Below are 18,713 nucleotides of genomic sequence, written 5' to 3'. Positions count from 1 at the left end.
GGCGTTCGCTGTATCTCCCAGCGCGAACGCGTAGTGTCGAGGCATGAGTCTGCTGGATGGGATCGACGGCCCGGACGACCTCGCGCGCCTGTCTCCGCGCGAACTGCGCGACCTCGCGGCCGAGGTGCGCACGTTCCTGATCGAGAACGTGGCGCGCACCGGCGGGCACCTCGGACCCAACCTCGGCGTCGTCGAGCTGACGATCGCGCTGCATCGCGTGCTCGATTCCCCGTCGGATCCCATCGTGTGGGACACGGGGCACCAGTCGTACGTGCACAAGCTGCTCACGGGCCGCAAGGACTTCGCCGGCCTGCGCGCGCGCGGCGGCCTCGCCGGGTACCCGCAGCGCGCGGAGAGTCCGCACGACGTCGTCGAGTCGTCCCACGCGTCGAGCTCGCTCAGCTGGGCCGACGGGATCTCGCGCGCGTTCTCGCGCACGGGCCGAGGCGATCGGCACGTCGTCGCCGTCGTCGGCGACGGTGCGCTCACGGGCGGGATGACGTGGGAGGCCCTCAACAACATCACCGACGACAACGACCGCAATCTCGTCATCGTCGTCAACGACAACGGGCGGTCGTACGCCCCTACGATCGGCGGCATGGCGCGGTACCTCAACCGCGTGCGCACCGCGGCGACCTACCGCGACCTCGACGCGAAGTCCGGCAAGCTCGCGCGGCGGCTCGGCAAAGCGGGGCGCGCACTGTATCGCGGCGTCCGCGGGGGCACCCACGGCTTCCTGTCGCGGCTGACGAACAACTCCGCGCTCTACGCGCAGCTCGACATCAAGTACCTCGGCCCCGTCGACGGGCACGACATCCCGACGCTCATCGAGACGCTCGAGCTCGCGAAGTCGTACAGCGCGCCCGTCATCGTGCACGCCATCACCGAGAAGGGGCGCGGATACGACCCGGCCCGCCTCGACGAGGCCGACCAGTTCCACGCGGTGGGCAAGATCGATCCCGTCACGGGGGAGGCGCTGGGCTCCACCGGCGTCGGGTGGACCGACGTGTTCGCGGAGCGCCTCGTCGAGATCGGCGAGCGCCGCGAAGACGTCATCGCCATGACGGCGGCCATGCTGCGCCCCACGGGGCTCGCGCCGTTCGCGGAGCGGTTCCCCGAGCGGGTGTACGACGTGGGCATCGCCGAGCAGCACGCCGTCGCGTCCGCGGCGGGCCTCGCATACGGGGGCCTGCACCCCGTCGTGGCGCTGTACTCGACGTTCGTCAACCGCGCCTTCGATCAGGTCCTCATGGACGTGGCCCTCCACGGCGCGGGGGTGACGTTCGTCCTCGATCGATCGGGCGTGACGGGGCCCGACGGTCCGAGCCACCACGGCATGTGGGACCTGGCGCTGCTCCACATCGTTCCCCACGTGCGGATCGCGGCCCCGCGCGACGCCGAGCGGCTGCGCGAGGCCCTGGACGAGGCCGTCGCCGTCGCGGATGCGCCGACGGTCGTGCGTTTCCCGAAGGGTGAGGTGCCGGAGTCGATCCCGGCCCTGGAGCGCACCGCCGACGGCCTCGACGTGCTCGCGCGGGATGGCGCGGAGGACGTGCTCCTCGTCGGCATCGGCCCGTTCGCGCACCTCGCACTGGATGTGGCCGCGCGCCTGCGCGCGCAGGGAATCGGGGCGACGGTCGTCGACCCCCGCTGGGCCGTCCCGGTGGCCTCGTCGCTCGTCGACCTCGCCGCGCGCCATCGCCTCGTCATCACGCTCGAAGACGGGATCCGCGTCGGCGGCATCGGCACGCGGATCCGCCAGGTGCTCCGCGAGGCCGGCGTCGACACCGCCGTCGACGAGCTGGGCCTGCCCGATGCGTTCATCGACCACGCCTCGCGCGACCAGGTCCTCGAGGACGCGGGCCTCACGCCCGCGCGGATCGCCCAGGACGTCGTGGCGCAGGTCCTCGGCACGCGCGTCCCCGTTGCCCGCCAGGACGTCCGCGCGCGCGACCCGCGCGTGGAGGCTCCGTCGCAGGGGGGCTCGGGCCGCTAACACCCACGCGCGAGGGGGCGGGAACCGCGACCGGTTCCCGCCCCCTCGCGCGATGCCTCAGCCGCGCAACCCGCGGATCGGCGGCGTGTGGAACGTTCCCCCGGCCGCGCGCTCCGAAGCCCCCGTGCGGTCCAGGTAGGGCGTCGCACCCCCGTCGATGAAGGGCCAGCCGGCCCCGAGGATGAGGGCGAGGTCGATGTCCTGCACTTCCGGCACGACCCCCTCGTCGAGCATGATCCGAATCTCGCGCGCCAGCTCGTCCTGCACGCGGCGGAGGATCTCCTCGGCCGGCGCGGGCGTCGACGCGGTGCGCACCACCTGCCGGGCGGCCTTCGACCATCCCGTCACGCGGCCCTTCCGGTCGCGCTCCAGCGGATCCGACACATCCGCGACGCGGTGCAGGTTCTCGGACGCGTGGAACCGATCGGGGAAGTGCCGGGCCATCGTGTCCTGGACGTGCGCCGCGACCTTCCACCCGACGAGGTCGATGAGCTCGAACGGACCCATGGGCAGCCCGAGCGGGGCGAAGGCCCTCTCGACCTCCGACAGCGGCGTGCCCTTGTCGACGGCGCGCGCCGCCTCGCCCATGACCTTGGCGAGGAGTCGGTTGACGATGAAGCCCGGTCTGTCGGCGGATCCGATCGCGTTCTTCTTCAGCGCCTTCGCCGTGACGAACGCGGTCGACAGCGCGGCCGAGCTGGTGCGGGGGGTGTGCACGATCTCCACCAGAGGCATCACGGCGACCGGGTTGAAGAAGTGGAAGCCCACGAGCCGCTCGGGGTGCGCGAGCACGCTCCCGATCTCCTCCACGGACAGCGAGGAGGTGTTCGTCGCGAGAATGGCCTCGGGGTCGAGGTGGCGCTCGACGTCGCGGAAGACCTGCTGCTTGACCGTCGTCTCCTCGAACACAGCCTCGATGACGAAGTCGCACCCCGCGAAGTCCGCCGTGTCGACGGTGCCGGAGATGAGGGAGCGGAGGCGATTGGCCGTGTCCTCGTCGAGCCGCCCCTTCGTCTGCAGCGCCGCGATCTCGTCCCGGATGCCTGCGAGCCCGCGCTCGACGCGCTCGGCTGACACGTCCGTGATGATCACGGGGACCTGAAGGCGCCGCAGGAACAGCAGCGCGAACTGGCTCGCCATGAGCCCCGCGCCGATGACGCCGACGCGCGTGACCGGGCGCGCGAGGGCACTGTCCGGTGCGCCCACGGGGCGCTTGGCGCGCTTTTGCACGAGGTCGAACGCGTACATCGAGGCGGCGAACTGATCGCCCGTGATGAGGTCGGCGAGCGCCTCGTCCTCCCGCTGGAATCCCTCCTGGATCGTGCCCTTCGCGGCCTTCTCCAGCAGCTCGAGCGCGCGGTACGGGGAGCGGGGGACGAGCCCGATGCGCTGCTCCAGAGTGGAGCGCGCAACGCGGATCGCGATCGGCCACTTCGTGGCGCGCTCGATGCGGCCGGGCGCGTGCGGCCGCTCCACGACGATGTCGCCGCCCAGGACACCGTCGGCCCAGGCCAGCGAATCCTCCAGGAAGCGGGCGGGGGAGAAGATGGCGTCGAACATCCCCATGTCCGCGGCCTGCTGCGGCTTCAGCGTGCGGTTCTGCTTCAACGGGTTGGACACGACGACCTCGAGCGCGTTTTCGATCCCGATGAGGTTCGGGAGGAGCGTCGAGCCGCCCCACCCCGGGATAATCCCGAGGAAGACCTCGGGGAGGCCGATTGCCGCGGCAGACGCGTCGATCGTGCGATAGGTCGCGTTCAGCGCGATCTCGACGCCGCCGCCGAGCGCCAGCCCGTTGACGAACGCGAAGGTCGGAACGGGCAGCGCGCCGAGCTGACCGAGCACCTGGTGTCCGCGCTGCGCGATCCGGAGGGCGTTCTCGGGATCCGTCAGCGCCTGGATCTGCGAGAGATCGGCGCCGGCCGCGAAGATGTACGGCTTGCCCGTGATGCCGACCGCGTCAATCTCGCCGCGCTCGGCGCGCTCGCGGAGCCCGCCGAGCGTATCGTGCAGCTCGCGCAGCGTGAGCGGCCCGATCGTGTTCGGGCGCTTGTGGTCGAGGCCGTTGTGGAGCGTGATGAGAGCAAGCGTGCGGCCGCTGGCGAGCGGAACGTCGCGCACCAGGGCGTGCGTAACGACCTCGTCCGCCGAGGCGGCCTCCAGGCCGGAAAAGTCGATCGCGTCGTAGTCGGTCATCTCGCCGGTCACTTCCTCTTCGCCTTCTTGCCGGTGTAGTGAGGGTTCTCCCACACCACGCTTCCGCCCTGGCCCAGCCCCACGCACATCGCCGTCAGGCCGTAGCGAACGTCGGGGCGCAGCGAGAACTGCGCCGCGAGCTGGATCATGAGGCGCACGCCGCTTGCCGCGAGCGGGTGACCGAGGGCGATCGCGCCGCCCCACGGATTGACGCGCGGGTCGTCGTCCGCGATGCCGAAGTGGTCCAGGAAGCTCAGCACCTGCACCGCGAAGGCCTCGTTGAGCTCGAACAGGCCGATGTCATCGATCGTGAGGCCCGCCTTCGCGAGGGCCTTTTCGGTCGAGGGGATCGGCCCGATGCCCATAACCTCGGGCTGCACGCCGCTGAAGCCGAACGACACCATCTTCATCTTGGGGCGCAGGCCGAGCTCCTTGACGGTGTCCGCGCCGGCGAGCAGGCTCACGGTCGCGCCGTCCGTCAGCGGCGACGACGTCCCCGCCGTGACCCGGCCGTGCGGTCGGAACGGCGTCTTGAGGCCGGCCAGGTCCGCCATGGTCGTGCCGGGGCGACGCCCCTCGTCCACGGTGGCGAGGCCCTGGGCGCCGCTTGCGTCCGTGACGGCGACCGGAATGAGGTCGGGTTGGATATGGCCGACGTCGTAGGCGGCCTGGACCTTCTGCTGGCTCTGCATGCCGAACCGATCGGCGCGCTCCTTCGTGAGCTGCGGGAAGCGGTCGTGCAGCCGTTCCGCCGTGACGCCCATGTTGAGGGCCTGCGGATCCACGAGCCGCTCGGCGACGAACCGCGGGTTCGGATCCGCGTTCGAGCCGATGGGGTGGCGCCCCATGTGCTCCACGCCGCCCGCGATCGCCAGGTCATACATGCCGTACCCGATCGAGGCGCCCATCGTCGTCACGGCCGTCATCGCACCGGCGCACATGCGCTCGATCGCGAGACCGGGCACGGACTGGGGCAGCCCGGCGAGCATCGCGGCGGTACGCCCGAGGGTCAGCCCCTGGTCGCCGGTCTGCGACGTTGCGGAGATCGCGACGTCGTCGATGCGATCCGGCGGAACTTGGGCGTTGCGCTCCATGAGCCCGATCAGGGCTCCCACGACCAGGTCATCCGCGCGGGTCTGCGCGTACATGCCCTTCTCGCCGGCGCGCCCGAACGGGGTGCGTACGCCGTCGACGAAATAGACATCCGTCAGCTGGGCCACTTTGCCTCCTGAAGTTTGGTGTGCGTCGCCAGCCTATGGCGTTCCCACATCCCGGAGGCGAAGTGATTGGGGTGTTCCTACGAACCCGCCTCGGACGCGTCCGTGTCGGCTTGCGCCGCTCGCACAAAGGCTCGCGCGATGACCGGGGCAGTCTGCGCGACCTGCCATGGCCGCGCCCCCAACGCCATGAGCGCGGCGGCGATCGCCTCCGCGGAGACCTCTTGCGGCGGCTCCCACGAAACGCGGCGCAGGAGCTCGGGGGTGAGGAGGTTTTCCGTCGGGATCGACAGGAACTCGGCGTGGGCCTCGACGGCCGGGCGAGCGGTCTTGAGGCGCGCGTCCGCCTCGGGGCGCCGCCCCGCCCACGCCTTCACGGGCGGGAGCGCGTCGCTCGGGACGCGCTCCGCCGGAAGATCGGTCGTGGTCCGCCCCTCCTCGAAGGCCGCCCACCACACGGCTAGGTCGGTGCGGCTCGCCCGCCCCGTGAACGCCTTCACGCCGGAGAGCGCCCCCTGCGACGACGGCTGCGCGGCGACAGCCGCGAGAAGGGAACGGTCGGGGAAGAGGCGCCCCGGCGCCAGGTCCCGCTCCCGCGCGACCCGATCCCGCGCGAGCCACAGCGCGCGCGCGATCGCGAGGTTGCGGCGCCCGCGCAGGCGGGAGACGCCCGTGACGCGGCGCCACGGCTCGGCGGCTGGCGGCTTCGGGGCGCGCGTGCGGACCTCCTCGAACTCCTCTTCGGCCCACTCGCGCTTGCCGGTCGCGTCGAGCTCCTCGGCCACGATGTCGCGCACGTCGACGAGGTGCTCCACGTCGAGTGCGGCGTACTCCAACCAGTCCTGCGGCAGCGGCCGCGTCGACCAGTCGGCCGCCGAGTGCTCCTTCTTGAGAACGATCCCCAGCGTGCGCTCCACGACGGCGCCGAGACCGACCCGCGGCCAGCCGAGGAGCCTGGCCGACAGCTCCGTGTCGAAGAGGGTGGGAGGCGTGAGCCCGAGCTCGCCCAGCGACGGCAGGTCCTGGCTCGCGGCGTGAAACACCCACTCGGCGTCCCCGATGGCCCGCTGCAGCGGCGACATGTCGCCGATCGCGGGCGGGTCAAACAGGAAGACACCCGCCCCGCGCCGAAAGACCTGGACGAGGTACGCCTTGGCGCTGTAGCGGAACCCGGAGGCACGCTCCACGTCCACGGCGACCGGGCCCGTGCCGGACTGCAGAGCGGCGCACGCGGCCTCCAGGCCGGCGACGGTGTCGATGACGCGATAGGCGATGACTGTTCTCCTCGATCGGGCGGTGCGCCCTTGGGCGCTCCGAGTGCTCGGTCCCATCTTCTCAGGACCGCCGCCGCGCGATTATCCGCGGCGGGGGCCCGGGTGCAGGAGTGCGATTCCTTCGGATCCGGGCGGGAGACCCGCAAGCATGCAGACGAATTCCGCCCAGGCGTCGAGGTGCGCCGGCATGGGCGCGGTGGGGCTCCAGGATGCGCGGACCTCGATCTGGGCGCCATCCCCGTCGGCGGCGAGGGAGCCGAATCCCCGCGACACCGTCTTTGTCGCCGTGCCTGAACGCTGCCGGTGATCGGCGCCGTGCGCCTCGAGCGCGTCGCCGAGCCAGGACCACGCGACATCCGCGAGCAGCGGGTCCGTGCCGATCTCGGTCTCCAGCGGCGCCTGGGCGAAGGCGACGATCCGCCAGGGGCCGTCCCAACCCGGGGGCTCGTCGGGATCGTGCAGGAGGACGAAGCGCCCGGTGCCGCCGGAGGAATCGCCGTGAGCGTCCGGCCGGACGTCCGCCGCGAAGGCAATCGCCTCGGGGGCGATGCCGCGCGGCGCGGGGATCTCCGCCACGGCCAGATCGGGCCGAAACCGTACACGGCGAAGAGACTCCGCAGCGGCGGCGAACACGCCACCCGTCTCGTCCTCGCCCACGCGCTCAGACTAGGCTGGGAACGTGGTCAGGGGATCCAGGCACGCCGCGCCGCCACGAGCGCGCGCGCTCGAGGTGCTGAGCATCGCGGCGGCGGCCGCGCTCGGCATCGTCGTCGGCGGCACCGCGGCCGCATTCGCGATTGCGCGGAAAGCGGTCACGCCACTCACGCGTCGCATCGCGGACACGGAGGTCCTCTCGATCGACCGGGGCGCGCAGACGATCACGCTCGGTCGGACGCCCGACACGGTCCTCCCCGGGCGATACGGGTTGTTCGTCAACGGCGCGCTCACCTACCTGCAGCTGGGGGCCGTGCTCACCTCGACGCCGACGTCGGTGACGCGGAAGCTCTTGACCCACGTCGCGGACGGGGACGAGATCGGCCGCGACGCAACCTTCAGCGGCTGGTATTTCACGGTGCCGGAACAGCTCCACCTCCCGTACGAGGACGTCGTGGTCGACGCGCCCGTCGGCGCGTGCCCCGCGTGGCTGTTTCCCGCGGAGGGCGGGTCGGACACCTGGGCGATCGCCGTGCACGGCCGCGGCACGACGCGCTCCGAAGTGTTGCGTGCCGTGCCCGTCTACCGGGCGGCCGGCCTCACGACGCTCGCGGTGTCGTACCGGAACGATTCCGAGGCGCCCCGCTCCGGATCGGGTCGATACGGCCTCGGGGCCACCGAATGGCGCGACATTGACGCCTCGATTCGCTTCGCCCTCGCGCACGGCGCGGAACGCGTCGTGCTGATGGGCTGGTCGATGGGGGGCGCGATCGTGTTGCAGACGGTCCTGAACTCCCCGCGCGCCGATCGCGTCGCGGGGGTCATCCTCGATTCGCCCGTCGTGGACTGGCGGCTCGTCCTCGACTATCAGGCGCGCGCGCTCCGACTCCCCGTGCCCCTCACGCACATCGCGCTTCGCCAACTCACCCTGCCCTCGTGGTCGCGGGTGGTGCGATCGGGGAACGCGATCTCCCTCAACGATCTCGACGTCGTGCGCCGCGCGCCCGAGCTGACCCACCCCATCCTCCTGCTGCACAGCGACGACGATGGATTCGTCCCCTCGGGCGCCTCGCGGGCGCTTGCAGATGCGAGGCCCGACCTCGTCGAGCTCGTCTCGTACGAAACGGCCCGCCACACCAAGCTGTGGAACTTCGACGAGCAGGGCTGGTCCGCGCACATCGCGGACTGGCTGTCGGCCCGGGGCCTCTCGCGACCGTCGGCCTAGGGGCGAAACGCCGCGCGCACTTGTCGCTGCGTACGGGCGAGCAGGCCCGTCATTCCCGCGATTCTGAGCGGCGACACGGCCCGGTCGAGACCCAGGGTGCGCGGAAAGTCCGCGGGGATCGCCAGCACTTCGGCGGGGCTCGCGCCCGCCACGCCCTGCGCCAGCAGGCTGGCGAAGCCGCGGGTCGTGGGCGCCGACGCGGGCGCGACGGCGTGGAGGACGACGGCGCCCGCGCCGTCCGCCTCCACCGCGATGAACACGGGGGACTGGCACTCGGACACGCGCTCGAGCGCCGCCGGGGATTCGCGGATCCGCGCGGGCACCTCGGGAAGCTCCTCTCCGATCTCCACGAGGAGCGCGAGGCGGTCGGGCTCCTCGAGCGCGAGAAGCTCGTCGCGCAGCTCGGCGAGCGCGCGGGGAACGGCGGGCGGAGAGGTCATCGTCCCCACGATACGGGGGAGGCGAACGTCCGGCGTGCGCCCCGACTATCCTGGGACGGATGACTTCCGCCCCCGCCGCCACGATCGTCCACCTCGCCGAGCGCGACCCGCAGCTCACGGGCGAGGAGATGCTCGCGAGCCTGACGCCCCCACCCCAGTTCGAGGGCGCGACGTTCGAGACGTACCGGGCGGATCCGGCCCATCCGTCGCAGCAGGAATCGAAGGAGCTCCTGCAGCGTTTCGCGGCGGGCCAGATCGCCGCGCCGCGCGCGGGCCTGTTCGGCTTCGGGCGCAAGAAGCGCCAGCCGGCGGACGAGCCGATGCTCCCGGGAGTGTACCTCGACGGCGGGTTCGGCGTCGGCAAGACCCACCTCCTCGCGGCGATCTATCACGCCGTTCCGGCCCGGCGGAAGCTCTTCGGCTCGTTCATCGAGTACACCGCGCTCGTGGGCGCCCTGGGCTACCAGAACACGGTCGACCTGCTCCGGGGGACGGCGCTGATTTGCATCGATGAGTTCGAGCTCGATGATCCGGGTGACACCATGGTCATGACCCGCCTGCTGGGCGAGCTCGTGCGCACGGGGACCCGGCTCGCGGCCACGAGCAACACCCCACCGAACGCGCTCGGCGAGGGCCGCTTCGCCGCGCAGGACTTTCTCCGCGAGATTCAGACGATGTCGTCGAGCTTTCAGACGATCCGCATCGATGGCGTCGACTACCGCCAGCGCTCGCTCGAGGAGGGCGCGAAGGCCGAGTCGGAGGCCGACTACGCCGCCGCCCTCGCCTCGGCCTCGCACGGCGGCACGGCATCGGACGACTCCTTTGCGGGACTCGTCGCGCACCTTGCGCGCGTGCACCCGTCGCGGTACATCCGGCTCATCGAGGGCGTCGAGGCCATCGGACTGCGCGACGTGCGCACCCTGACGGATCAATCGGAAGCCCTCCGGTTCGTGGCCTTCGTCGATCGCGTCTACGACGCGCAGCTCCCGCTGGTCGCGACCGGCGTCCCCCTGGATCGCGTGTTCGCGGAGGAGATGCTGGGCGGCGGGTACCGAAAGAAGTACCTGCGCGCCATCTCGCGCCTCGTCGCCTCGACGCACGCCTGACGTCCGCCATCTTCATGCGGGACGCATTCCCACCTCTCAGGTCGACGAAACACAGGGTTTACACGAGGGCGGATCCCGCAACCTGTTCGTAACGCGCCGCGGTCGTCGGGCGAAATCCTGCCCGGACACCATGGGGACATCCGGTCGAGCGCACCACATCGACCCGAGCTCACCGGGTTCCCTCGTTACCCGAACCGTTAGGAATCCCATGGATAGCGGCAACCTCGCGTGGCTGATGATCGCCACCGCGCTCGTGCTCTTCATGACGCCCGGCGTCGCCTTCTTCTACGGCGGCCTCGTCAAGGCGAAGAGCGTCGTCAGCATGATGATGATGAGTTTCGGCGCCCTCGGCCTCGTGGCCGTGCTCTGGGTGCTCTACGGCGCCAGCATGAGCGCCGTCGGCAGCATTTGGAGCTTCGCCGGCAACCCGTTCGGCGACTTCGCCCTGTCGAACACGATTGCCGATGACCCGACCGGAGAGGCGACGATCGGCATCGCCTTCGGTGCCACCTTCGCGATCATCACGGTCGCGCTGATCTCCGGCGCCATCGCCGACCGCGCCAAGTTCGGCGCCTGGATGGTCTTCGCCGGCGTGTGGGCCACCCTCGTGTACTTCCCCGTCGCCGCCTGGGTCTGGGGCGGTGGCTGGATCTTCAACCTCGGCAGCACGATGTTCCCGGACGCCGGCGTGGAGGTCATTGACTGGGCCGGTGGAACCGCGGTCCACATCAACGCGGGTGCCGCGGCGCTGGCCCTCGCGCTCGTCCTCGGCAAGCGCGTCGGCTTCCAGAAGGGCATCCAGAAGCCCCACAACGTCCCGCTCGTCATGCTCGGCGCGTCGATCCTGTGGTTCGGCTGGTTCGGCTTCAACGCGGGCCTGACCTTCGCGCCGCTCGGCGAGGAGGGCAACCTCCAAACCGGCCTGATCATCGTCAACACCCTCGTGTGCCCGGCCGCGGCGATCCTCGGCTGGATCATCGTGGAGAAGCTGAAGGACGGTAAGGCCACGTCGATCGGTGCCGCTTCGGGCGCCGTCGCGGGTCTCGTCGCCATCACCCCGGCCTGCGCGAACCTCGAGCCGATCTGGGCGATCGTTCTCGGAATCGTCACCGGTGCGCTCTGCGCCCTCGCGATCGAGCTCAAGTGGAAGCTGGGCTACGACGACTCGCTCGACGTGGTCGGCGTCCACCTCGTCGGCGGCCTCATCGGAACGATCTACCTGGGCTTCTTCGCCATCGACACGGGCCTGTTCACGGGCGGCGGCGTGGAGCAGCTCGTCATCCAGGTGATCTCCGCGGTCGCTGTCCTCCTCTACTCGTTCGTCGTCGCGGCGATCCTCGGATTCGTCATCCAGAAGACCGTCGGCTTCCGCATCAAGAACGAGGACGAGCTCGCCGGCGTCGACACCGCGGTGCACGGCGAAGAGGGCTACGCGCTCACCGAGCAGCGCTAACCCACACCCTCACACACAGCACCCTTCGGGGCGTCTCCTGCACAAGGCGGCGCCCCGAAGCCTTTGTTTGGGCCCCTAGGCTGATCACATGGCGCATTCCTCCCTCCTCCGGTCGTTCGTTCGCGGGGCGCGCGCAATCTTCCGCCGAGGTCGTGGGCGCACGACGGAGGTGGATCCGCGCCGCGTGCGGAGCCTGCGGCTCGCGTACGCGCCGCGGGTGGACGGGCGCGCGGACGCGGGCGAGATCGTGTGGACCTGGGTCCCGTACGCCGAGAACGATGGCCGCGGGAAGGACCGTCCCGTCCTGGTGATCGCGCGCGCGGGCGGCGACGCGGTGTATGCCGTCAAGCTCACGAGCCGCGACCGGGACGGCAACCGCGAATTCGTTCCCGTCGGATCCGGAGGATGGGACGCTCGCGGCCGGACTTCGTGGGTCGACGTCGATCAGCTGTACCGCGTGCCCGATTCCGCGGTGCGCCGGGAGGCGGCGGCGCTCGATCTCGACCGGTTCGTCCTCGTGGCGCGGGAGCTTCAACGACGCTACGGGTGGAGCGCGACCGCGGGGCGCGGCCGGTAGGCCCTGCGGAAGGGATACGCATGGACATCTTTTCGGCGATGATGGCGCGGCTCGACACCGAGGCGCGCGATCGGCTCCTGCGCGCTATGCGCACCCCCGCGGTCGTGTCCGGGCTCGAGCCCCACGAGATCCTCGTCTACGGCGCCGGGGAGGACGGCCGCGCGGCCGTCATCGCGCGAGAGCGCTTCGGCGCGGACCCCGAGGTCCGCGCCGGGCGGACGGGCCGCGCGTACGCCCTCGACGCCGGCCACGGCTGGTACGCCCTCGCCGAGAGCGTGCGCGGGCTCCTCGCCCAGGCGCGCCGGGAGCCGTCCACAGTCTTTCTACTCACCCCCGTGGGGCTGGGGGAGCACGCGCCCGGGAGCATCGCGGCGATGTTCGCCCACGCCCCGGCGAACATCGTGCTCCCGGCGCTCTACGCCGACGCCCTCGGGCGCCGCTGAGGGCTCATGCCCCCGGCGTGAACCGCAGGCTCGGCCACGACGAATCCGTGTATCCGTGGGCGTCGACCTCGTACGTCGCGCCATCGCCCCGCTGCAGCTTGCCCGTGTAGCTCGTGTCCGTCACGTCCTCCTCGACGACGGACCAGCTGTCCAGAGAATGCGCCCAGGCGCCGAGGTCGTAGATTTCCCTCTGGTCGCTGACCTGAAAGGTCGCGACGTAGGAGGACGACCTGTCGCCCGCCGCGCGGACGGTCCACCACGCGCGCAGCGTGAGATCGCCCGCGGGCAGCGGCGCGTCCCAGCCGGCCGGGAGCGCCTCGGCGCGCAGGGGGACGCCGAGGACGTGCTCCCACGCAGCGCGCGTACGGAGCACGAAGTACATTCCGTCGCTGTATTCGCCCGCGCTCGCATGCATGTCGTACTCCTGCCCGACGGCGCCGAGCACCGCCTCCACGTGGCCCTCGAACGGCCGTGTCCACTCGACGCCCCACTCCGCGGCGACGGACTCGATCCACGTCTCGGCGTCCGCCAACGTCGCCTGCGGCGTGAAGAGAATGATCCGCGCGAGCGCGCCGGTGTCGTCGGTCCAGACCTCGGTGAAATCGGCATCGACGTCGGGGACGGCGATCGGCCATTCCTCGGGGATCCCGCGGGAATCGACCGCGGCCGGCTCGATCGCGCCCGCGTCCACCGGATCCGCCGTGGCCGAGCGAGACGGGGCGGCGACCGGGGAACCGGAGGGGGACGTTTCCGGTGTGGCCGAGGCCTGTGCCGACGGACCCGCCGGGGTGGCGCAGCCCGCGAGCCCGAGGATGATGACGACGACGCTACCGAGAAGGAGGTTGCGCATGCATCGACGCTATCGGTCGCGCACCGGGCCAGCGGCGCGGAGCGACTCACGATTCGGCAACGGGTCGCGGCGGCGATCTGAACGAGCTGCTGCGTGAGCGCGCTCGACCTCGGTGCGGGGATTCGGCGGGCAGAGGTTGTGCGCCTCGTCGATCACGATGAGGATCGGCTTGCGCTCCGCCCGGCGCGCCCAGAGGCGCTCGAGGACGGCGAGCGCGGCCACCTGGGGCTCGGCGGGATGGTCGAAGCCGCCGAGATCGGGCACGACGCCGAGCGCATCGGTCTTGCCGCTCCCGCCCTGCCCGCACCAGAACGTGTGACGGTTGAACTTCCGGGGGCTCAGGTGCGCGGCGCGGGCCGGCGTCTCGAACTCGGATCCGATGGTGAGCGCCGCCACGGTGTGTCCCCGATATACATGAGAACAGCTTGCCCGCTCGCCGCCCGTCCGCGCACCACGCGAAAGGCCCCGGCCGGCGGATGCCGGGCGGGGCCTGAAGCGGTGGACCTCCGTAGAGAGTTTGAGAACCCCTGCCCACACCTGAAAACCCTGTCTTTGCGCAGGTCGCGGGGCTTCTACGACCACGACCATCGCTCCTCGGAGCCTACCGTTTCCGACTCCAGGGGTCGAGTGGTGCGATCACTTGGGATGGCTCAAAGGGCGTGAGGAACGGATTGGTGACAACTGATCGTTAGTGCCGGGAGGCGCTGGCGGGGAGGATGTCATCATGCCCGGTCCTTATCCCAGAGAGTTCCGTGAGGACGTCGTCGCGGTCGCTCGTCGCCGCGAGAGCGGCGTCAACATCAAACAGATCGCCACTGACTTCGGTATCAGCGAAGCGACTCTGCAGAACTGGCTCCGCCAGGCTGATGTCGAAGACGGCAACCGTCCCGGTCAGACTGCCGCTGACGCGGCGGAGGCGCGGGAGTTGAAGAAGCGGATCCGTTTGCTCGAGCAGGAGAACGAGGTCCTGCGTCGTGCGGCGGCGTATCTGTCGCAGGCGAATCTGAAACTCGGTGGCTCCCCAAAATGACGTACCCGCTCGTGTCTGAGCTCGCCGATGCGGGGATTCCCGTGACGGTGTCGTGCCGGGTCCTCAAGCTCGCCCGCCAGCCCTACTACCGGTGGCGCAACGATCCCGTGCGGGACGCGGACGTGCTCCGCGCGTATCGGATCAACGCGCTGCACGACGCGCATCACGACGACCCGACGTTCGGCTACCGATACCTCGCCGACGAAGCCCGCCGAGCCGGGTGGCGGATGAGCCGGCGAACGGCGTGGAAGCTGTGCTCGCTATGGGGGATCCTCTCGTCCGCGCAACGCCGCCGGCGAGGAAAGGGAAGGAAGGCAGGGCCGCCCGTGTTCGACGATCACGTGCAACGCGTGTTCCGCGCCGATGCCCCGAACCGGGTCTGGCTCACGGATATCACGGAGCATTGGACGAGCGAAGGCAAGCTCTACTGCTGTGCGATCAAAGACGTCTTCTCCAACCGGATCGTCGGCTACTCGATCTCGGATCGGATGACCGCGAAACTCGCCGTCGACGCCGTTCAAAATGCTGCCGCGCGCCGCGGTGAGGTCGCCGGGTGCATCCTTCACGCCGATAGGGGCAGCCAATTTCGCGGCAGAGCGATGGCCCGTGAGCTCCGCCGTCACGACATGGTCGGATCGATAGGCCGCGTCGGCGCCGCCGGGGACAACGCGGCGATGGAGAGCTTCTGGTCGCTTCTTCAAACGAACGTCCTCAACCAGCAGCGGTGGGCCACCCGGCAAGAGCTGCGTCTGGCTCTCGTGGTCTGGATCGAGCGGACGTACCACCGGCAACGAGCACAGGACACCCTCGGCGGGTTGACCCCGATCGAGTTCGAAGCCAAGCTAGCCGAGCCGCTCACACTCGCGGCCTAAACCGAACCTGTCACCAGTTCGTTCCTCACGCCCTTCAGTCTGTTCGACCTCTTCTACCGTGCGGGCTCGTTCGTGTTCGGGGGCGGCCATGTCGTGCTGCCGCTCCTGCAGGCGGAGACGGTGCAGACAGGGCTCGTAGAGCCCGGCGCGTTCCTGGCCGGGTACGGAGCCGCGCAGGCGGTGCCTGGTCCGTTGTTCACGTTCTCCGCTTTCCTTGGCGCGGTCACGACGAGCGGCCCCTCGGGGGCGCTCGGAGCATCGATCGCCCTCGTCGCGATCTTCCTCCCCTCGGCCCTCCTCATCATCGGCGTACTGCCGCTCTGGAATCGGCTGCGCCGAGCCCCGAGGGTGCAGCGAGCGCTGAAGGGCGTGAATGCGGGAGTCGTCGGCCTGCTCGCGGCGGCCCTGTACGATTCGGTGTTCAACGAGGGCGTCACCGGACCGCACTCTCTCGTAATCGTCGCAGTGGCATTCGTCGCACTGACCGCGTGGAAGGCTCCCGCCTGGGCGGTGGTGCGGGGAGCTGCTGGGCTGGGGGCGCTGCTGCTCTGAACCACGCCCTCGGCCGAGACCGAAGCATGCTGAGGCAAGGCCCACCTGCGATGCGCCGACGCCCGCGATCTGGGAACCTTGCAGCGTGAGACGAGTTTCTGCCGCAGCCAAGGCGTATCCGCTGGTGTTCGCGACCCTGCTGATCGCGATGGTCGGCCTGATCCTGCTCACCACCCCTGCCCGAGAAACCGCCCCGTGGCTCGTCGGCGCGTATGCGCTGGCGATCGCAGCGTGGGAGGCGGTCGGCATGATCCGCCAGCTCCTCAAAGGCCACGCCGGGCTCGACATCCTCGCGGTCACCGCGATCACTGCGGCTGTGCTCGTCGGTGAGCCGTGGGCCGCGCTCGTGGTCGTGCTCATGCTCACCGGCGGCGCGGCCCTCGAAGACTACGCTGAGAACCGCTCCAAGCGCGAGCTCACCGCGCTGCTGCGCAAAGCCCCGCAGCAGGCCACCAGGCTGCTGCGCGACGATCCCGCCCCGGCGGGCCGCTCAACCCTCGAGGCGGTCGCCGAGGACGTGCCGGTCGAAGCCGTCGAGGTCGGCGATCTGCTGCTTGTACGGCCGGGCGCGCTCGTACCGGTCGACGCGGTGCTCGTGTCAGAGCATGCTGTGCTCGATGAATCCTCGCTCACGGGTGAGAGCCTGCCGGTCGAGCGCGTGGCGGGCGAGCGCGTCTCCAGCGGAGTGGTGAACGGTGCGAGTGCGGTCACGATGCGGGCTGTCGCGCTCGCCTCAGACAGCGAGTACCAGCAGATCGTGCGTCTGGTCGAGCAGGCCGCGGGCAGCAAGACGAAAGTGGTGCGGCTCGCCGATCGCTATGCGGTGCCGTTCACGGTACTCTCGCTCGTCATCGCGGGCGTTGCATGGGTGGCCAGCGGGGAGGCGGTCAGATTCGCCGAGGTGCTGGTAGTCGCAACGCCGTGCCCCCTGCTGATCGCCGCACCGGTCGCGTTCCTCGGCGGCATGAGCCGGGCTGCGCGCTTCGGGCTTATCGTGAAGGGCGGCGGCACTCTCGAACAGCTCTCGCGGGTACGCTCCGCGGCGTTCGACAAGACCGGCACCATCACGACCGGGCGGCCCGTGCTCGAACGCATCCTTGCTGAGCCCGGCTTCGACGAGATGAGCGTGCTCCGGTTCGCCGCATCGGCCGAGGTGTACTCGTCCCACGTGCTCGCAGAATCGGTCGTCGCGGCGGCCAAGCAGCACGGATATCCGCTGCTGGAAGTGCTCGGAGCCGAGGAGATCGCCACCAACGGCGTCGCCGCGCAGTTCGCGTCCGACAGCACAAACGGTGCGGTGGCGACGGTACGGGTAGGCAAGCCCTCCTGGCTCCGCGAGTTCGCCCCGACCCTCGCGCTCGCCCCGCTGGAGCCCGGGGAGCTCGCGATCTACGTCGCCGTCGACGACCGCTTCGCGGGCGCGATCGTGATGCGCGACCAGACGCGGGACGAGGCTGCGCAGGCGCTCCACGAGCTGCACGGGCTCGGGATCGAACGCACGCTCATGGTCACCGGCGACGTGGCGACCACTGCCGAGCCGATCGCCGCGAGCCTCGGCATCGACGAGGTGCACGCCGAGTGCCGGCCCTCCGACAAAGTACGCATCGTGAGCACGGTGCAGCCCAGGCCGCTCATCATGGTCGGCGACGGCCTCAACGACGCCCCGGTGCTCGCCGCTGCCGATATCGGTTTCGCGATGGGGGCTCGGGGCGCGACCGCCGCGAGCGAGTCCGCCGACATTGTGAACCGGTACGACACCCTCGCTTCCCTCCCCCTGGCGGTACGCGTGGGAAAGGACACGGTGCGGATCGCTCTCCAGAGCATCTGGCTCGGCATCATCATCAGCGTGGGTCTCATGCTCGTCGCAGCGTTCGGGTTCCTTCCCGCGTTGATCGGGGCCTGGCTCCAAGAAGTCGTCGACCTCGTCGCGATCCTGGGCGCGCTGCGCGCCGTCGGCCCGCGCGCCGAGCGCAAACTCAAGGCGTCGCGAGCCAACGCAGACGGCGCACAGCGCACACCGCTGACAGGCCGAGGGAGCCAGCGAACCCACTGAGAATGACTATGGAGGCACCGAGCCATGGCTAGAAAAACAGCACCCAAGCCCATCCCGGCGAACCTCACGACCGGGGCACCGGCCAGCGACTCAACTGGCTGCGCGCCGGGGTACTGGGAGCGAACGACGGCATCGTCTCGACCGCTGGCGTCGTGATCGGTGTCGCAGCGGCGACCCCGAACAACGTTCTCGCGATCGCCACGGCAGGAATCGCCGCAGTGGTCGCTGGCGCATTCTCGATGGCCGGAGGCGAGTACGTTTCGGTGAGCACCCAGCGCGATACCGAGAAGGCGCTGATCGCCAAGGAGAAATGGGAACTCGAGACCATACCTCAGGAAGAACTCGAAGAACTCGCCGGCTTCTACCGTCAGCGTGGGCTCTCGGACGACCTCGCGCATCAGGTCGCGGTCGAGCTCACCGCGAAGGACGCCCTCGCAGCCCATGCAGAGGTTGAATTTGGAATCGACCCCGAAGAGTTCACCAGCCCCTGGGCGGCGGCCGTCTCGTCATCCGTCTCGTTCGCGCTGGGAGCGCTCATCCCGCTCGTAATGATCCTTTTGCCATTCGGCGAGAATCGCGTCTGGATCGCCGCGGTTGCAGTGGTGATCGGCTTGTTCCTCACCGGCTGGATCAGCGCCGCCCTCGGCGGGGCCCCGCGCGGCCGGGCCATCCTCCGGAACGTGGTGATGGGCTCAGCGACGATGATTGCGACTTACCTCATCGGCCTGCTCTTCGGCGTCGCTGTTGGCTGAGCGGAGACGACCGCTGAACCCAG

Annotated in this window: 15 protein-coding genes and 2 pseudogenes; 10 read left to right on the top strand and 7 right to left on the bottom strand. The window is 70.3% G+C overall.

All coding sequences use genetic code 11. The features are described 5' to 3' along the window. Positions 1-43 precede the first annotated feature (43 nt). Entirely contained in the window at positions 44-1,996 is a 1,953-nt protein-coding gene (gene dxs, locus GJQ66_RS07620; RefSeq protein ID WP_155048726.1) for a 1-deoxy-D-xylulose-5-phosphate synthase, read from the top strand. Between the two features lie 57 nt (positions 1,997-2,053). Here the strand turns inward: dxs and GJQ66_RS07615 are convergent, their stop codons facing one another. The 4 genes from GJQ66_RS07615 to GJQ66_RS07600 form a co-directional block, all read right to left on the bottom strand. Next, positions 2,054-4,192 (bottom strand): 3-hydroxyacyl-CoA dehydrogenase NAD-binding domain-containing protein, encoded by a 2,139-nt coding sequence (locus GJQ66_RS07615; RefSeq protein WP_155048776.1) that lies wholly within the window; start codon positions 4,190-4,192, stop codon positions 2,054-2,056. An 8-nt stretch (positions 4,193-4,200) separates the two neighbouring features. Next, the gene (locus GJQ66_RS07610) at positions 4,201-5,412 is read right to left on the bottom strand and encodes an acetyl-CoA C-acyltransferase (RefSeq protein WP_368732786.1); all 1,212 of its coding nucleotides are present in this window, start codon (positions 5,410-5,412) and stop codon (positions 4,201-4,203) included. Between the two features lie 77 nt (positions 5,413-5,489). After that, the gene (locus tag GJQ66_RS07605) at positions 5,490-6,740 is read right to left on the bottom strand and encodes an HRDC domain-containing protein (protein WP_155048725.1); all 1,251 of its coding nucleotides are present in this window, start codon (positions 6,738-6,740) and stop codon (positions 5,490-5,492) included. A gap of 24 nt (positions 6,741-6,764) precedes the next feature. Then, a complete protein-coding gene (locus GJQ66_RS07600; RefSeq protein ID WP_368732793.1) occupies positions 6,765-7,316 on the bottom strand; it encodes a DUF3000 domain-containing protein in 552 nt (183 codons plus the stop codon). A 46-nt stretch (positions 7,317-7,362) separates the two neighbouring features. Here GJQ66_RS07600 and GJQ66_RS07595 point away from each other — a divergent pair, with 46 nt between their 5' ends. Further along, positions 7,363-8,562: an alpha/beta hydrolase family protein gene (locus GJQ66_RS07595; protein ID WP_368732785.1), complete on the top strand. Its 1,200-nt coding sequence runs from the start codon at positions 7,363-7,365 to the stop codon at positions 8,560-8,562. On the opposite strand, the gene GJQ66_RS07590 is transcribed toward GJQ66_RS07595, so the two are convergent. Beyond that, positions 8,559-9,002, bottom strand: a complete 444-nt coding sequence (locus GJQ66_RS07590) for a SufE family protein (protein ID WP_155048724.1) — start codon at positions 9,000-9,002, stop codon at positions 8,559-8,561. The genes GJQ66_RS07595 and GJQ66_RS07590 overlap by 4 nt on opposite strands. 59 nt (positions 9,003-9,061) lie before the next feature. Here GJQ66_RS07590 and zapE point away from each other — a divergent pair, with 59 nt between their 5' ends. The 4 genes from zapE (at position 9,062) to GJQ66_RS07570 (ending at position 12,581) form a co-directional block, all read left to right on the top strand. Next, complete coding sequence (gene zapE, locus GJQ66_RS07585) at positions 9,062-10,108, top strand: cell division protein ZapE (RefSeq protein ID WP_155048723.1); 1,047 nt, start codon at positions 9,062-9,064, stop codon at positions 10,106-10,108. Between the two features lie 208 nt (positions 10,109-10,316). After that, positions 10,317-11,561, top strand: a complete 1,245-nt coding sequence (locus GJQ66_RS07580; RefSeq protein ID WP_155048722.1) for an ammonium transporter — start codon at positions 10,317-10,319, stop codon at positions 11,559-11,561. 88 nt (positions 11,562-11,649) lie between these two features. Further along, positions 11,650-12,138 carry a type II toxin-antitoxin system PemK/MazF family toxin gene (locus GJQ66_RS07575; protein WP_155048721.1) on the top strand — a complete coding sequence of 163 codons (489 nt, stop codon included), beginning with the start codon at positions 11,650-11,652 and terminating at the stop codon, positions 12,136-12,138. 20 nt (positions 12,139-12,158) lie between these two features. Then, positions 12,159-12,581, top strand: coding sequence for a hypothetical protein (locus tag GJQ66_RS07570; protein WP_155048720.1), 423 nt, complete (start codon positions 12,159-12,161; stop codon positions 12,579-12,581). Positions 12,582-12,585: 4 nt separating this feature from the next. Here the strand turns inward: GJQ66_RS07570 and GJQ66_RS07565 are convergent, their stop codons facing one another. Together GJQ66_RS07565 and GJQ66_RS14670 are read right to left on the bottom strand one after the other, a co-directional pair. Next, entirely contained in the window at positions 12,586-13,431 is an 846-nt protein-coding gene (locus GJQ66_RS07565; RefSeq protein WP_155048719.1) for a hypothetical protein, read from the bottom strand. Between the two features lie 9 nt (positions 13,432-13,440). After that, entirely contained in the window at positions 13,441-13,827 is a 387-nt protein-coding gene (locus tag GJQ66_RS14670; RefSeq protein ID WP_230379423.1) for a hypothetical protein, read from the bottom strand. A 328-nt stretch (positions 13,828-14,155) separates the two neighbouring features. Between GJQ66_RS14670 and GJQ66_RS07555 the strand changes: the two are divergent. The 4 genes and pseudogenes from GJQ66_RS07555 to GJQ66_RS07540 all read left to right on the top strand — a co-directional run bounded on the left by GJQ66_RS07555 (position 14,156) and on the right by GJQ66_RS07540 (position 18,690). After that, positions 14,156-15,333 (top strand): annotated as a pseudogene (locus GJQ66_RS07555) (IS3 family transposase). Between the two features lie 39 nt (positions 15,334-15,372). Beyond that, a pseudogene (locus GJQ66_RS07550) lies at positions 15,373-15,885 on the top strand (chromate transporter); the annotation flags it as partial. 85 nt (positions 15,886-15,970) lie between these two features. Then, a complete protein-coding gene (locus tag GJQ66_RS07545) occupies positions 15,971-17,938 on the top strand; it encodes a heavy metal translocating P-type ATPase (RefSeq protein WP_368732784.1) in 1,968 nt (655 codons plus the stop codon). Between the two features lie 98 nt (positions 17,939-18,036). Continuing rightward, positions 18,037-18,690 carry a VIT family protein gene (locus GJQ66_RS07540; protein ID WP_230379434.1) on the top strand — a complete coding sequence of 218 codons (654 nt, stop codon included), beginning with the start codon at positions 18,037-18,039 and terminating at the stop codon, positions 18,688-18,690. Positions 18,691-18,713: the final 23 nt, after the last annotated feature.

It is taken from the genome of Microbacterium sp. ZXX196, from assembly GCF_009709595.1.
GTDB classification, from domain to species: Bacteria; Actinomycetota; Actinomycetes; order Actinomycetales; family Microbacteriaceae; genus Microbacterium; species Microbacterium excoecariae.
The sequence above is the reverse complement of the archived record's forward strand: the minus strand, read 5'-3'. Positions and strand labels throughout refer to the sequence as shown.